Origin of the sequence: Leucobacter muris (genome assembly GCF_004028235.1) — a bacterium.
Classification (GTDB): domain Bacteria; phylum Actinomycetota; class Actinomycetes; order Actinomycetales; family Microbacteriaceae; genus Leucobacter; species Leucobacter muris.
Window position 1 is genome coordinate 1,079,458 of sequence record NZ_CP035037.1, and the last position, 14,290, is coordinate 1,093,747.

The window sequence follows — 14,290 nt, forward strand, 5'->3', positions numbered from 1 at the left end:
CTGTTCGAGTGCGCCCTCACGGGCTCGAACCGTGGACCCGCTGATTAAGAGTCAGCTGCTCTACCAACTGAGCTAAAGGCGCGTGCTGCTCGCTGAGCAACAGAGAAAATACTAACACGGACCTTTCTATGCGCTCAAATCGGGTGCCGGGAACCGCGGATCGCGGGCGTGTCGCCTGATGGACCCCGAGTTGCTCAGCGAGTGCGCGAGCGGGGCCTCCGCACGAGCAGCGCGGCCGCCACCGCGACCGCGACGACCGAGCCCGCCATCACTGCGAGCCGTGCGGTGTCTGCGTCTGCGGCGTCGGCGAAGCTCAGGTCCGCCACCAGCAGCGCCACCGTGAAGCCCACACCCGCGAGCGCACCCACGCCGACGAGTTCGCGCCACCGCACCGATTCGTCGAGCTCGGCCCGGGTGAAGCGGGTGAGCAGCCACGTCGAGAGGGTGATGCCGATCGGCTTGCCCGCAACGAGACCGACCATGATGCCGAGCGCGATCGGGTCGAAGGGGAAGCGTGACTCGCCCCCGCTCGCCACGCCCGCCGCGAAGAATGCGAAGACCGGCACCGCGATCCCGGTGGAGAGGGGGCGGAAGCGGCGCTCGAAGACCTCGGCGAGCTGCGTGCCGCCCGCGCCGGAGACCGGTACGAGGAAGGCGAGCAGCACCCCGACGATCGTGGCGTGGATGCCCGAGGCGTGGAAGAGAGCCCACGCGACGATCCCGATGGGTAGCAGGATCAGCCACGGCCCCCATCCCGATCGCGCGAACCACTGCGGGAAGCGTCGCACGATGAAGGCGTAGACCGTGATCGGCACGAGGCTCGCGAGCAGTGGGAGCAACTGCACCCCCGCGGTGTAGAAGACGGCGATGATGCTGATGGCGATGAGGTCGTCGACCACCGCCAGGGTGAGCAGGAACATGCGCAGAGCCGGCGGAATGCGGGGCGCGATCAGACCGAGCACGGCGACCGCGAAGGCGATGTCGGTGGCGGTCGGGATCGCCCAGCCGTGGGCCGCCGGGCTGCCGGCGGTGAACGCCACGTAGATGAGGGCCGGCACGGCGACCCCGCCGAACGCCGCCGCGACCGGCACGATCGCCGTCGAGAAGCGGCTGAGCTCGCCCGCCACGAACTCCCGTTTGAGCTCCAGCCCCACCATGAAGAAAAAGATGGCGAGCAGCCCGTCCGACGCCCACTGCCCGACGGAGAGATCGAGGTGCAGCGGCTCGGGGCCGATCCGGGTGTCCCGCAGCGCGAAGTAGCCGTCGGCGATCGGGCTGTTCGCAGCCGCGAATCCGACCACCGCGGCGACCATCACGATGACGCCGCCCACCACCTCTGCCCGCAGCAGCCTGCTGACGCGCGCCGCCTCGCGCTGATTGACCAGGCGCAGCAGGCGACGGGGCCGGGCCCGCTGGCTCGGGGCTTCGGGGGAGTGCAGCGGCTCGCTCATCTGGCGCCTTTCGGAGGGGACCTTTGCAGAAGTGTCGACCAGACTTCCCGACGCGCCGCGATCAGCGTACCGCAGGCGCGGGGCTACCGCTGCTTCTTGCGGCGCTTCCGCTCGCGCTTCTCAGCCTCGTGCTCGATGTCGTACTCCTCGTCCTGCTCCTGCATGGCGACCGTCGCGACGGCGAGCGCGAACCCCGCGAGCCAGACGCCCCAGACGAGCAGCCGGCGCCAGTCCTTGCGCATGGACTGGGTGCGACGAGCGGTGCTGAGCGCGCCCGCGGCCGCCCCGATCACACCGGGATTGGTGACGTACTTGCCGATCGACACGATTCCTCCCTTGGGTTGCGGGTGGAGATCCGCGAGCGGGATCCCGACCTGCCGTCAGCCTACTCCGTGGCCTCCGCGGCGCCGCGCGCCCTTTTCCTGACCGCCTGTTTCTGGTAGACGGGAGTCGCATGCGCCGGCCCGCCATGGGCAGCGACTCCCCGGATCTCCTCGCCCGTTTCAGAAAGGGGGATCAAGGGCGTGACCGGAAGAGGCGCCCGGGGCCGCGCGGTCGGACGCGGCGCCCCCGGGTGGGGTAATCTTGCAGTCAGGAGCCCGCACTGCGGGCGCACCACGCGGCCTCGGCGAGGCCGACCGAAGCGATAGCGAAGGAGAGGCCGGCATGGCGAAGCAGGAGACGCTGTTCGAGGAGAGCTCGCAGGGAGCGGTGAGCGCGGTGACCGCGATCGCCTTCATCCTCTCGATCGTGCTGGTGGTCGGCGGAATGGTGCTCATGAGCTTCGGCTTCAACGTCGAATTGGGCCAGGTGGTCGAGCTGTGGACCTTCGCGGGAGGTCTGGCGGCGACGTTCATCGGCTTCATGCTGCCCTTCACGCTGCTGCCCGCGATCGGCAAGTAGCGCGCCGGCCGCAGAACTGAGCGCGCCGCGCAGCAGGAATCGAGCGCCGGGAGATCCGAGAGATCTCCCGGCGCTCTCGCGTATGCGGCTTCGGTACCTCCCGCGGCGGCTAGACTGTCGCCATGGCAGAGATTGACATGAAGCCGCGAAGCCGCGACGTCACCGACGGGATCGAGAAGGCCGCCGCCCGAGGCATGCTCCGGGCGGTCGGCATGGGCGACGAAGACTGGGACAAGCCCCAGATCGCGATCGCGAGCTCCTGGAACGACGTCACCCCCTGCAACCTGAGCCTCGACCGCCTGGCTCAGGGCGCCAAAGAAGGCGTGCACGCGGGCGGCGGCTACCCGCTGCAGTTCGGCACGATCTCGGTCTCTGACGGCATCTCGATGGGGCACGAGGGCATGCACTTCTCGCTCGTCTCGCGCGAGGTCATCACCGACTCGGTCGAGACCGTGATCATGGCCGAGCGCATGGACGGCTCGGTGCTGCTCGCGGGCTGCGACAAGTCCCTGCCTGGCATGCTCATGGCCGCCGCCCGGCTCGATCTCGCGTCGGTGTTCCTGTACGCCGGATCCATCGCCCCGGGCTGGGTCAAGCTCAGCGACGGCACCGAGAAGCAGGTCACCATCATCGACGCCTTCGAGGCCGTCGGCGCCTGCAAGGCGGGCACCCTCAGCGAAGAAGACCTGAAGCGCGTCGAGTGCGCGATCGCCCCGGGCGAGGGCGCCTGCGGCGGCATGTACACCGCCAACACCATGGCCTGCGTCGCCGAGGCCCTCGGCATGAGCCTGCCGGGTTCGGCCGCGCCGCCCAGCGCCGACCGTCGACGCGACTACTTCGCCCACCGCTCGGGCGAGGCGGTCGTCAACATGCTGCGCCAGGGCATCACCGCCCGCGACATCCTCACCCGCAAGGCCTTCGAGAACGCCATCACCGTGGCCATGGTGCTCGGCGGGTCGACCAACGCGGTGCTGCACCTGCTCGCCATCGCCCGCGAGGCCGAGGTCGAGCTGACCCTCGAAGACTTCACCCGCATCGGGGCGAAGACCCCGCACCTCGCCGACATGAAGCCCTTCGGTCAGTACGTCGCAGAAGACTTCGACCGCGTCGGCGGCATGCCCGTCATCATGAAGGCCCTGCTCGACGCGGGCCTGCTGCACGGCGACGCGCTCACCGTGACCGGCAAGACGGTCGCCGAGAATCTGGCCGACGTGACCACCGAGCTCGACGGCAAGGTGATCCGCAAGCTCGACGACCCGCTGCACGAGAACGGCGGCCTCACGATCCTCACGGGCAGCCTCGCACCCGAGGGCGCCGTCGTGAAGACCGCGGGCTTCGACGCCGAGGTCTTCGAGGGCCCCGCCCGCGTCTTCGACCGTGAGCGCGCCGCCATGGACGCGCTCACCGAGGGGCGCATCGACAAGGGCGACGTCGTCGTGATCCGCTACGAGGGCCCCAAGGGCGGCCCCGGCATGCGCGAGATGCTCGCCATCACCGCGGCCATCAAGGGCGCGGGGCTCGGCAAGGATGTACTACTATTGACCGACGGACGATTCTCGGGCGGCACAACCGGCCTGTGCATCGGCCACATCGCACCGGAGGCGACGGACGGAGGTCCGGTAGCCCTGGTCCGCGACGGCGACCTGATTCGGGTCGATGTCGTCGCACAAACGCTCGATCTGCTGGTAGATCCCGCCGAGCTTGAGGCCCGCCGAGCAACCTGGGCCCCGCTTCCCCCGCGATACACGCGCGGTGTTCTGGCAAAGTACGCCAAGCTCGTCCGTTCGGCATCCGAGGGCGCCGTCACCGGCTGACCCGGTTCGCCGAACATGCCGTCGACGGGTTCGAACTCGGACGCCCACACAGGTGGGCGATCCCGCGTCCGGGCCCGTCGATGAGCATCACCCGCGAGCATCGGCTCCTCCTCCGCGCCAATCGCACCCACACCTCACACCAGGAAAGCAAGAGATGACCTCGGAATCGAGTGCAGTTCCCCCATCGAAACCCGCGGCGCCCCGCGGCGAGCGGATGACCGGCGCGAGGGCTGTCGTCCGCAGCCTTGAGGCCCTCGGCGTCACCGACGTCTTCGGCCTGCCCGGCGGCGCCGTGCTGCCCCTCTACGACACGCTCATGGACGCCGGCGACCTGCGTCACGTGCTCGTGCGCCACGAGCAGGGCGGCGGCCACGCCGCCGAGGGCTTCGCGGCCGCGACCGGCAAGGTCGGCGTCTGCATCGCCACCTCCGGGCCCGGCGCGACCAACCTCGTCACCGCGATCGCCGACGCCTACATGGACTCCGTGCCGCTGCTCGCGATCACCGGACAGGTGTTCTCGCACCTCATGGGCTCGGACGCGTTCCAGGAGGCCGACATCGTCGGCATCACCATGCCCATCACCAAGCACTCCTTCCTCGTGAAGCGAGCCGAGGACGTGCCCGGAGCGATCGCGGCGGCCTACCACCTCGCCTCGACCGGCCGGCCCGGCCCCGTGCTCGTCGACATCACGAAGGACGCCCAGGAGGGCGAGCTCGACTTCGAGTGGGATCCCCGCGTCGACCTCGCCGGCTACCGGCCCATCACCAAGGCCAACAGCAAGCAGATCCAGGCCGCCGCCGAGCTCATCGCGGCGTCGCAGCGCCCCGTCTTCTACGTGGGCGGCGGCGTCGGCCGCGCAGGGGCCTCCGAGGAGCTGCTGCAGCTCGCCGAGCTGGTGGGCGCCCCCGTCGTGACCACGCTCATGGCGCGCGGCGTCTTCCCCGACTCGCACCCGCAGCACCTCGGCATGCCCGGCATGCACGGCACCGTCCCCGCAGTGCTCGCGCTGCAGGAGGCCGACCTGCTCATCACCCTCGGCGCGCGCTTCGACGACCGCGTGACCGGCAAGGCCGCGCTCTTCGCGCCCGAGGCGAAGGTGATCCACGCCGACATCGATCCCGCCGAGATCGGTAAGATCCGCGCCGCCGACGTGCCCATCGTGGGCGACGCCGCCGACGTCATCTCCGATCTCATCGCAGCGGTCTCGACCGCCAAGCTCAGCCGCGAGTTCGCCGACATCTCGACCTGGTGGGATCGCCTGCGCCTGCTGCAGGAGCGGTTCCCGCTCGGCTACCAGGAGACCAGCGACGGGCTGCTCTCGCCGCAGCTGGTGATCCAGCGCATCGGCGAGCTCACCGGCCCCGAGGGCATCTACGCCGCGGGCGTGGGCCAGCACCAGATGTGGGCCGCGCAGTTCATCAAGTACGAGCGCCCGAACGCCTGGCTCAATTCGGGCGGCGCCGGCACCATGGGCTACGCGGTCCCCGCGGCCATGGGTGCCAAGGTCGCCGAGCCGGATCGTGTCGTGTGGGCGATCGACGGCGACGGCTGCTTCCAGATGACCAACCAGGAGCTCGCCACCTGCGTGGTGAACGACATCCCCATCAAGGTCGCCATCATCAACAACTCGTCGCTGGGCATGGTGCGGCAGTGGCAGACCCTCATCTACGAGGGCCGCTACTCGAACACCGAGCTCAACACCGGGCACGGCTCGCCGCGCATCCCCGACTTCGTGAAGCTCGGCGACGCATACGGCTGCCTCGCGATCCGCGTGGAGCGCGAAGACCAGATCGACGACGCCATCAAGCTCGCGCTCGAGACCAACGATCGCCCCGTCGTCATCGACTTCGTGGTGAGCGCCGACGCGATGGTGTGGCCGATGGTGCGCCAGGGCACCTCCAACAGCGACATCCAGTACGCCCTCGAACACAGCCCCGAGTGGGAGGAGGAGTAACCATGAGCCGCCACGTACTCAGCCTCCTCGTGGAGGACAAGCCGGGCCTGCTGACCCGGGTCGCCGGGCTCTTCGCCCGCCGCGGCTTCAACATCGAATCGCTCGCGGTGGGCCCCACCGAGATGCGCGGCCTCTCGCGCATCACGGTCGTGGTCGATGAAGACGAGACCCTGCTCGAGCAGGTCACGAAGCAGCTCAACAAGCTGGTCAACGTCATCAAGATCGTCGAGCTCGACGAATCCACCTCGGTGCAGCGCGAGCACGTGCTCATCAAGGTGCGAGCCGACAACCAGAGCCGCTCCCACGTGCTCGAGGCCGTCAACCTGTTCCGCGCCCGCGTCGTCGACGTCGTGCCCGACGCGCTCACCATCGAGGTGACCGGCGACACCGGCAAGATCGATGCCTTCCTGAAGGTGCTCGAGCCCTACGGGATCAAGGAGATCGCGCAGTCCGGCCTCATCGCGATGGGGCGCGGATCGAAGTCGATCACGGAGCGCGTCTTCAAGAACTAGCGGGCTCGCGCGCGACCCCGTCGAAAGAACTGACACACCCACACAACAAAGGAGAGTCCCAAGTGGCTGAGATGTATTACGATGCCGACGCCGATCTGTCGATCATCCAGGGCAAGAAGGTGGCCGTCGTCGGCTACGGCTCCCAGGGCCATGCCCACGCGATGAACCTGCGCGATTCGGGCGTCGAGGTCGTCATCGCCCTCAAGGAGGGCTCGAAGTCGATCCAGAAGGCCGAAGAGGCGGGCTTCGAGGTCAAGACCGTCGCCGACGCGGCCGAGTGGGCCGACCTCATCATGATCCTCGCCCCCGATCAGCACCAGCGTGCGATCTACAACGAGCAGATCAAGGACAAGCTGACCGAGGGCAAGACGCTCGCCTTCGCGCACGGCTTCAACATCCGATTCGGCTACATCGAGGCGCCCGAGGGCGTCGACGTGATCCTCGTCGCCCCCAAGGCTCCCGGCCACACCGTGCGCCGCGAGTTCGAGGCCGGCCGCGGCATCCCCGACATCATCGCCGTCGAGGTCGACGCCTCGGGCACCGCGTGGGAGACCGCGAAGTCGTACGCCAAGGCCATCGGCGGCACCCGCGCCGGCGTCATCAAGACCACCTTCACCGAGGAGACCGAGTCGGACCTCTTCGGCGAGCAGGCGGTGCTCTGCGGCGGTACCTCGCAGCTCGTGCAGTACGGCTTCGAGGTGCTCACCGAGGCCGGCTACCAGCCCGAGATCGCCTACTTCGAGGTGCTGCACGAGCTCAAGCTCATCGTCGACCTCATGTGGGAGGGCGGCATCGCCAAGCAGCGCTGGTCGGTCAGCGACACCGCCGAGTACGGCGACTACGTCTCGGGCCCCCGCGTGATCGACCCCTCGGTCAAGGAGAACATGCAGGCCGTGCTCGCCGACATCCAGTCGGGCGCGTTCGCGAAGCGCTTCATCGAGGACCAGGACAACGGCGGCGCCGAGTTCAAGGAGCTGCGCGCCAAGGCCGAGTCGCACCCCATCGAGAAGACCGGCGCCGAGCTGCGCAAGCTCTTCGCATGGCAGCAGACCGACGACGACTACACCGACGGTTCGGCCGCGCGCTGACCGTCGAGGCTCCCCGAACCCGCTGAGGGGAGCAGAGGGGTGCCGGGGATGCACATCCCCGGCACCCCTCTGTCGTACCCGGTAGGGGAGACGGCAAGCGGGCCGCCGGGGTGCGCGCCGGTCGAGCCGGCGAGACGGCGCGCCGCCTAGCGCTTCGCCGCGCGCGTGGTGCGGGCCGTGGCCTCGGCCGCCCAGGGGTCCTCGGGCCAGGGATGCTTCGGGTATCGGCCGCGCATCTCGCGGCGCACCTGCTGGTACGGCCCGTTCCAGAACGACGACAGGTCGTCGGTGACGGCGAGCGGCCTGCGGGCGGGGGAGAGCAGGTGGAAGAGGATCGGCACGCGCCCCCGGGCGATCCTCGGAGTCTCGGCGAGGCCGAACACCTCCTGCAGCTTCACCGCGACGACGGGCGCAGCCGTCGGATCCGCCGTCGCATCGGGGTAGTCGATGCGCGCGCTCGATCCCGACGGCACCGTCAGCCGCTCCGGCGCGAGCTCGTCGAACCGCGCCGCCTCCGGCCACGGCAGCAGGCGCCGCAGCGCTGCGGCCGTATCGATGCCGCGCAGCGACCCATCCGGCCGCAGCCGGGCGAGATCGGGCCCGAGCCACACATCGAGGCGCTCCGTCAGCGACTCGTCGTCCATCGCGGGCCACGGTTCGCCGAACTCCCGGTGCAGCAGCGCGAGGCGGGATCGCAGGGAGTTCGCCGTCTCCGACCAGTCGAGCGCCGAGAGCCCGCGCTCGCGCAGATGCGCGGCGAGGGCGGGGCCGACGTCCTCGGGCGTCGCCGCGACGGGCGCCGAGGAGAGCAGGATCGCGCCGATCCTGCGCTCCTCCCGCATTCGCACCCGGCCGGCCTCGACGCGCGCCGCCCGGTCGCTCGTGAGGAGCGGACCCCCGAGCAGGAGCGCGTCGTCGACGTCGAGGTGGGCGGCGAGGCGGATCACCGCGCCGGTGCCGTCTGCTGAGCGGCCGGAGGCGCGCTGCACCTCGCGCACCGCGATCCACTCGCTGCCGATGAGGCCGCTGCCCTCGGGCAGGGCCGCGCGCGTGCCGCTCGCGAACAGGTAGCTGCGGGAGTGCTCGCCGGTGCGGCGGGCGATCCACTCGGGCCTCGAGAGGGCCACGACGGCACCCGGAGCGGCGGCGGCGCGGTGGGTCGCCGCTCCGGTAGTCGCCCCGGCCATCTCGGTGCGGGCGATCCCCGCGAGCCTGCGAGCCTCGCGGCGCCAGCGGTCCGCGCCCGGGGCGCGCCCCGAACGCAGCTCGCGCAGCAGGCTCGCGAGATCGGCGCCGGACTCCCGATGATCGTCGGAGATCGCGGCCACGATCCCGCCCACCAGCTCGACGTCGCCGAGCTGCTGCGCACCTGCCAGCAGCGCCCGCGCCTCGCGAGCCCCGACGGGGAGCCGTACGACCCGCTCGCCGAGCGACGTGATGCGCCCCGACCCGTCCACCAGCTCGAGCGAACGCAGCACCTCGACCGCGACCTCCATCGAGACCGTCGGCGGCGGCGTGGGCAGCGCGAGACCCGCCCCGCCGGGCGTGCCCCAGGCCGCGAGCAGCAGCGCCGCATCGGTGAGGTCGGCGGAGGCGATCTCGGGCGCTGCGGCCGCGGGCATGCGCGCGAAGTCGGTCGGCGAGTAGACGCGCACGGCGCGGCCCGGGCCCTGCCTGGCTGCGCGCCCCGCCCGTTGCTCCGCGCTCGCGCGCGAAGCGCTCACCGTCACGAGCCCCGTCATGTCGCGCCCGCGATCGCGGCGCACCTCCCGCGACAGCCCGGAATCGATGACCAGCCGCACCCCGGGCACCGTCAGCGAGCTCTCGGCGAGCGAGGTGCTCACCACGATGCGGGGCGGATCGCCGCTCCCTCGGCCGCGCACCGCGCGATCCTGCTCGCGGGCGGGGATCCTGCCGTGCAGCGGCAGCACGTCGATTCGCGGAGGCGACTGCCGATCCCGCGGCGCGCCCCGATCCGCACCGGGTCCCCGCGATCCCGGTCCGTCGCCCGCTCGACCGAACGAGCCGGCCGCGCCTGCTCTGGTTCTTGCCCAGGATCCCGCGCCGTCGCGCAGCAGGCGCACCACCTCGTCGACCTCGCGTGCGCCCGGCACGAACACGAGCGCGTCGCAGCCCTCGTCGGCCTGGGCGGTCGCGGCGACATCCGCGAGGTGGGCGAGATACGCCCGCGTGACCCCGCGCTCGTCGAGCCGAGCCCCGTCGAAGGGCGCGTAGCCGACGCGCAGAGGATGGAGCGGAGAGGGCACCTCGACGATCGGTGCGGGGTCTTGCGCGCCGTCGCCGAGCAGCGCCGCGATACCGGCCGCGTCGAGCGTCGCCGACATGGCGATCAGCACGAGGTCGCCTCTCAGCGCGCGCACCTCGGCGAGCAGACCCAGCAGCAGGTCGCCGTCGACGGAGCGCTCGTGCACCTCGTCGAGGATCACGGCGTCGACGCCGTGCAGCTCGGGGTCGGCGACGAGGCGCCGCAGCAGCACCCCGGGCGTCAGCACCTCCAGCCTCGTATCCGGGCCCACCCGGCGCTCGCCGCGCACGGTGAAACCGACCGGTCCGCCGACCTCGGCGCGGGTGCCGTTCGTGGCGCGCGTGTCGTTCACGCCGTTCGCATCGCGCGGTTCGCCGCCGTCGGCACCGTCGAGTTCGGCGATGCGCCTCGCCGCCGCGCGCACCGCGACGCGACGCGGCTGCGTGAGCAGCACCCTGCCCCCGCCCCGCTGCGCTGCGAGATTCGCGACGAGCGGCGGCACGAAGGTGGTCTTGCCGGTGCCTGGCGGGGCTGTGATGACGCACGCCCCGCTGAGCGCGGCCCGCTCGATCTCGTCGCGCGCCGCGGCGACGGGCAGCCCTGCGCCGATGCGGTCGAGGTCGAAGCGGTGCATGCGTCCAGCCTAGAGGCGGTGGACGCGTGGGCTCGGGTCGGGCCTGTCCGGGCGCGCGGGGAGGGGTGTTGGCCGGCGGCGGGGCCCAGAGCGCTCGCGAGTGGTCGAAAAGCGCGCCGTGTCGCGAGAACCCGCGCACCTTTCGACCACTCGCGCTGTTGCGGCGGGGTTCAGACGGGTTAAGGGAGAACTCGACCGGCGCCCGCCGGGGCGCCGTGCGACAGTCGGCGCCGGCGTGTCAAGGGCGCGCGAAACCCGGTCGCCCGATGGTAGCGTCGGCCCCAGTTCGATCGATCGCCAGTAACGAGCAGCACGAGGAGGTCTCTATGAGCACCGACACCCCGCAGGGCGAGCAGACGGAGCGGGTCGAGTCCCAGGGCTCCGAGACCGTCGAGACCGTGGCCACCATCATGGTCGAGGTCAGGGACACCGCGGGCGCCGCGGCATCGCGCGAGCAAGTCGAGCAGATGATCCGGTGCCGCCTCGATCGGGCAGGCATCGAACTCCCCGATTCCGAGGTCGCCGGCCTGGCCGTGCAACTCGTGGAGGGCGACGAGCCGGCCCAGGCCTGACGGGGCGCGGTGGCCCCAGTACCGGCCGGGAGCTGCTGCTGGGCGGGGATCCGGGATCGCAGCCGTGGTTCGCCCTGGCCTGGTGCGCGGGCGCCGCGGTGGTCGGCGTCGCCGTGATCGCCTCGCGCTTCCCGCGCCGCTGAGAAACCCCGGCCCCCGATTCGGCGAACGGCTTTCGGCATGCTCCGAGACTCGCGTCGCTAGGGTGGAACCCATGGCGAAAGCAGAGGGCGAGGAGCGCGAGAGCTCCATCGCGAGCGGGTGGACGGTGCACGCCGACCCCGTCGAGACGGCGTCCGATCCCGACCCCGCCGACCGGCCCGCGGAGATCGCGGACGGACCGGCCGATCCGGTTGATCTGACCGACCCCGCCGGGGACTCGGCGGGCCAGCGCGGGCTCCCCGCCCCGACCGAGCAGCTGTCGAACGCCGCGCTCGTGCTGCTCGGCGTATTCGGAGGCCTCTACCTGCTCTACGCGTGGATCTGGCTCAGCTGGGCGCAGTTCTACGCCGGGCAGAACGCGTCAGTGGCCGAATCGAGCGGCTCGCTCGGCGCCGTGCTGCAGCAGGTCGTCTTCTGGGCAGCGCCGCTCGCGCCGATCCTGTGGTTCTTCTCGGCCCTCGTGCTGTGCCGCCGAGCGGGGATGCGGCGGCTCGCTCTCTGGATCGTGATCGGCGCCGTCGTGCTGCTGCCCCTGCCCATCTTCAGCGGAGGAGGAGCCTGATGGCCCGGCGCATCATCGCGTGGACGGCGGGTGCGCTGCTCCTCGCTCTCTACGCCTACACGGTCATCGCGGCGATCGGCAACGTCGTGCTGCTGCCGCAGATGGCGTCGTCGATGGGCCTCGGCATCACGGGTGCGGGCTGGTTCTGGCTCGCCTTCGGCGTCGCCCTGCCGGTGCTCGTACTCGCGCTCGCCCTGCTGATCGGACGTGGCCGCACGGCGGGGCCGCGGCTGCTCGTGGTCGCGGCGGGGCTGTGCCTCGTGGCGGCCGTGCAGCTCGAGGTGCTGCACCTCGTGCCGCAGTCGAGCTTCTTCGGGTAGAGCGGGCCACGCCCACGGGGCGGATGCGGGGCGCCGACTGCGGTGCTCGCGGTGGCTTCGGCGCGGCGGTGAGCGGGATCCGCGCGCGGCAGGGCCCGGCGCCCTCGCCGAGTGGCCGCGCCGAGTGCCCTCGCCGAGTGCAGGATGACGCGAGATGACGCCGGAGGAGGAACGTCCGCGGGCGCTCCTTGCGCAGCAGGATAGGATGGAGACCCGGTTCCGCGTGTCGGGCCGGAAATCTCCTGCCGCTGACCCGAAGGATCCGCTTGATGTCTGCGCCGGTCGTGCTGATCGCCGAACAACTGTCTCCCGCCACCATCGCCGCGCTCGGCCCCGACTTCGAGGTGGTGCACGTCGACGGCACCGACCGCGACGCGCTGCGATCCGCCCTCGCCACCGCCGACGCGGTGCTCGTGCGCTCGGCCACGCAGATCGATGCGGAGGCCCTCGGCTGGGCCCCCAAGCTCAAGGTCATCGCCCGCGCGGGCGTCGGCCTCGACAACGTCGACATCAAGGCGGCCACGCAGGCCGGCGTCATGGTGGTCAACGCCCCCACCTCCAACATCATCAGCGCGGCGGAGCTCACGGTCGCCCACATCCTCGGCCTCGCACGCCACCTGCCTCGCGCGCACGGTTCGCTCTCGGCGGGCGAGTGGAAGCGGTCGTCGTTCACCGGCACCGAGCTCTACGAGAAGACCATCGGCATCGTCGGCCTCGGCCGCATCGGCGCCCTCGTCGCCGAGCGCCTGCGCGGCTTCGGCGTCGAGCTCGTCGCCTACGACCCCTACGTGACGGCGGCCCGCGCCCAGCAGCTCGGCGTGCAGCTCGTCACACTCGACGAACTGGTCGAGCGGGTCGACTTCCTGACCATCCACATGCCGCGCACGCCCGAGACGCTCGGCATGATCGGCGCCGAGCAACTGCGCGCCATGAAGAAGACCGCCTACGTGGTGAACGTCGCCCGCGGCGGCCTCATCGACGAGGCCGCCCTCGTCGAGGCGCTCGCAGGCGGCGAGATCGCCGGCGCGGCGCTCGACGTCTTCATGCAGGAGCCCCCGGCCGACACCTCGCTCACCGGCCTGCCGAACGTGAACGTCACGCCGCACCTCGGCGCCTCGACCGAGGAGGCCCAGGAGAAGGCCGGCGTCTCGGTCGCGAAGTCGGTGCGCCTCGCCCTCGCGGGCGACCTCGTGCCCGACGCGGTCAACGTCGCCGGCGGCGTCATCGACGAGTACGTGCGCCCCGGCCTGCCCCTCACCGAGAAGCTCGGCCAGGTCTTCGCCGGTCTCGCGGGCAGCGCGATCGCGTCGCTCGACATCGAGGTGCACGGCGAGCTCTCCGAGCACAAGGTCGACGCCCTGCGCCTCGCGGCCCTCAAGGGCATCTTCTCGAAGATCGTGAGCGAGCCCGTCTCGTACGTCAACGCGCCGCTGCTCGCCGAGCAGCGCGACGTCGAGGTGCGCTTCACGGTCGACTCCGACTCGGAGAGCTACCGCAACGTGATCACGATCCGCGGCTCCCTGACCGACGGCACGCAGATGTCGGTCTCGGGCACGCTCACCGGCCCGAAGCAGATCGAGAAGATCGTCGGCATCAACGGCTACGACCTCGAGCTGCCGCTCTCCGACCACCTCATCGTGTTCAGCTACGTCGACCGTCCCGGCATCGTGGCGACCTACGGCGGCATCCTCGGCGAGGCGGGAGTGAACATCGCCGGCCTGCAGATCGCGCGCGACGAGAAGAAGGGCACCGCGCTGTCGGTGCTCTCGGTCGACGCCCCCGTCGACGAATCGCTCATCGGCGCGCTGCGCGGCGCGATCGGCGCCGAGACGCTCAGCACGATCAGCGTCGACGCGCAGTAGCCGGCGATCCGAGGTCGGCGCCGGTCCGGCAGCAGGCGCCCGCGACGCGGAGGCCCCTGTGTCTACTCCCATGGAACAGGTACAGGGGCCTCCGCGTTGTGGGGGCCATATATCGCTCGGCGTTTCTGCGATGCTCGGCGTTTCTGCGTGGTTCGAGGCCTCGGCCGATCCGCATCTGCTCTGCCCGCCG

12 protein-coding genes and 1 tRNA gene are annotated in these 14,290 nt (G+C 71.1%); 9 read left to right on the plus strand and 4 right to left on the minus strand.

Annotated elements, in window-relative coordinates; all coding sequences use genetic code 11:
* Positions 1-9: 9 nt before the first annotated feature.
* From Leucomu_RS05060 to Leucomu_RS05070, 3 genes are all read right to left on the minus strand, one after another.
* Positions 10-82, minus strand: a tRNA-Lys gene (locus Leucomu_RS05060).
* Positions 83-194: 112 nt separating this feature from the next.
* Complete coding sequence (gene nhaA, locus Leucomu_RS05065) at positions 195-1,451, minus strand: Na+/H+ antiporter NhaA (RefSeq protein ID WP_128386529.1); 1,257 nt, start codon at positions 1,449-1,451, stop codon at positions 195-197.
* A gap of 83 nt (positions 1,452-1,534) precedes the next feature.
* Positions 1,535-1,777: a hypothetical protein gene (locus Leucomu_RS05070; RefSeq protein ID WP_017885127.1), complete on the minus strand. Its 243-nt coding sequence runs from the start codon at positions 1,775-1,777 to the stop codon at positions 1,535-1,537.
* Between the two features lie 340 nt (positions 1,778-2,117).
* On the opposite strand from Leucomu_RS05070, the gene Leucomu_RS05075 reads away from it, so the two are divergent.
* From Leucomu_RS05075 to ilvC, 5 genes are all read left to right on the plus strand, one after another.
* On the plus strand, positions 2,118-2,354 hold the full coding sequence (locus Leucomu_RS05075; RefSeq protein WP_017885126.1) for a hypothetical protein: 237 nt from the start codon (positions 2,118-2,120) through the stop codon (positions 2,352-2,354).
* A gap of 122 nt (positions 2,355-2,476) precedes the next feature.
* Complete coding sequence (ilvD, locus tag Leucomu_RS05080; RefSeq protein WP_128386530.1) at positions 2,477-4,168, plus strand: dihydroxy-acid dehydratase; 1,692 nt, start codon at positions 2,477-2,479, stop codon at positions 4,166-4,168.
* A 154-nt stretch (positions 4,169-4,322) separates the two neighbouring features.
* Positions 4,323-6,122, plus strand: coding sequence for an acetolactate synthase large subunit (locus tag Leucomu_RS05085; protein ID WP_041205862.1), 1,800 nt, complete (start codon positions 4,323-4,325; stop codon positions 6,120-6,122).
* 2 nt (positions 6,123-6,124) lie between these two features.
* Positions 6,125-6,634 (plus strand): acetolactate synthase small subunit, encoded by a 510-nt coding sequence (ilvN, locus tag Leucomu_RS05090; RefSeq protein ID WP_017885123.1) that lies wholly within the window; start codon positions 6,125-6,127, stop codon positions 6,632-6,634.
* A 71-nt stretch (positions 6,635-6,705) separates the two neighbouring features.
* Positions 6,706-7,722, plus strand: coding sequence for a ketol-acid reductoisomerase (ilvC, locus tag Leucomu_RS05095; protein WP_407656655.1), 1,017 nt, complete (start codon positions 6,706-6,708; stop codon positions 7,720-7,722).
* Between the two features lie 146 nt (positions 7,723-7,868).
* Here ilvC and Leucomu_RS05100 read toward each other — a convergent pair whose 3' ends face one another.
* The gene (locus tag Leucomu_RS05100; protein WP_128386532.1) at positions 7,869-10,622 is read right to left on the minus strand and encodes an ATP-dependent RNA helicase; all 2,754 of its coding nucleotides are present in this window, start codon (positions 10,620-10,622) and stop codon (positions 7,869-7,871) included.
* A 326-nt stretch (positions 10,623-10,948) separates the two neighbouring features.
* Here Leucomu_RS05100 and Leucomu_RS15150 point away from each other — a divergent pair, with 326 nt between their 5' ends.
* From Leucomu_RS15150 to serA, 4 genes are all read left to right on the plus strand, one after another.
* Positions 10,949-11,194 carry a hypothetical protein gene (locus Leucomu_RS15150; RefSeq protein WP_164884511.1) on the plus strand — a complete coding sequence of 82 codons (246 nt, stop codon included), beginning with the start codon at positions 10,949-10,951 and terminating at the stop codon, positions 11,192-11,194.
* 214 nt (positions 11,195-11,408) lie between these two features.
* Complete coding sequence (locus tag Leucomu_RS05110) at positions 11,409-11,918, plus strand: hypothetical protein (protein WP_128386533.1); 510 nt, start codon at positions 11,409-11,411, stop codon at positions 11,916-11,918.
* On the plus strand, positions 11,918-12,238 hold the full coding sequence (locus Leucomu_RS05115) for a hypothetical protein (protein ID WP_128386534.1): 321 nt from the start codon (positions 11,918-11,920) through the stop codon (positions 12,236-12,238). Before Leucomu_RS05110 ends, Leucomu_RS05115 begins: the two co-directional genes overlap by 1 nt.
* A gap of 269 nt (positions 12,239-12,507) precedes the next feature.
* On the plus strand, positions 12,508-14,100 hold the full coding sequence (serA, locus tag Leucomu_RS05120) for a phosphoglycerate dehydrogenase (RefSeq protein ID WP_128386535.1): 1,593 nt from the start codon (positions 12,508-12,510) through the stop codon (positions 14,098-14,100).
* The last annotated feature ends 190 nt before the right edge of the window (positions 14,101-14,290 follow it).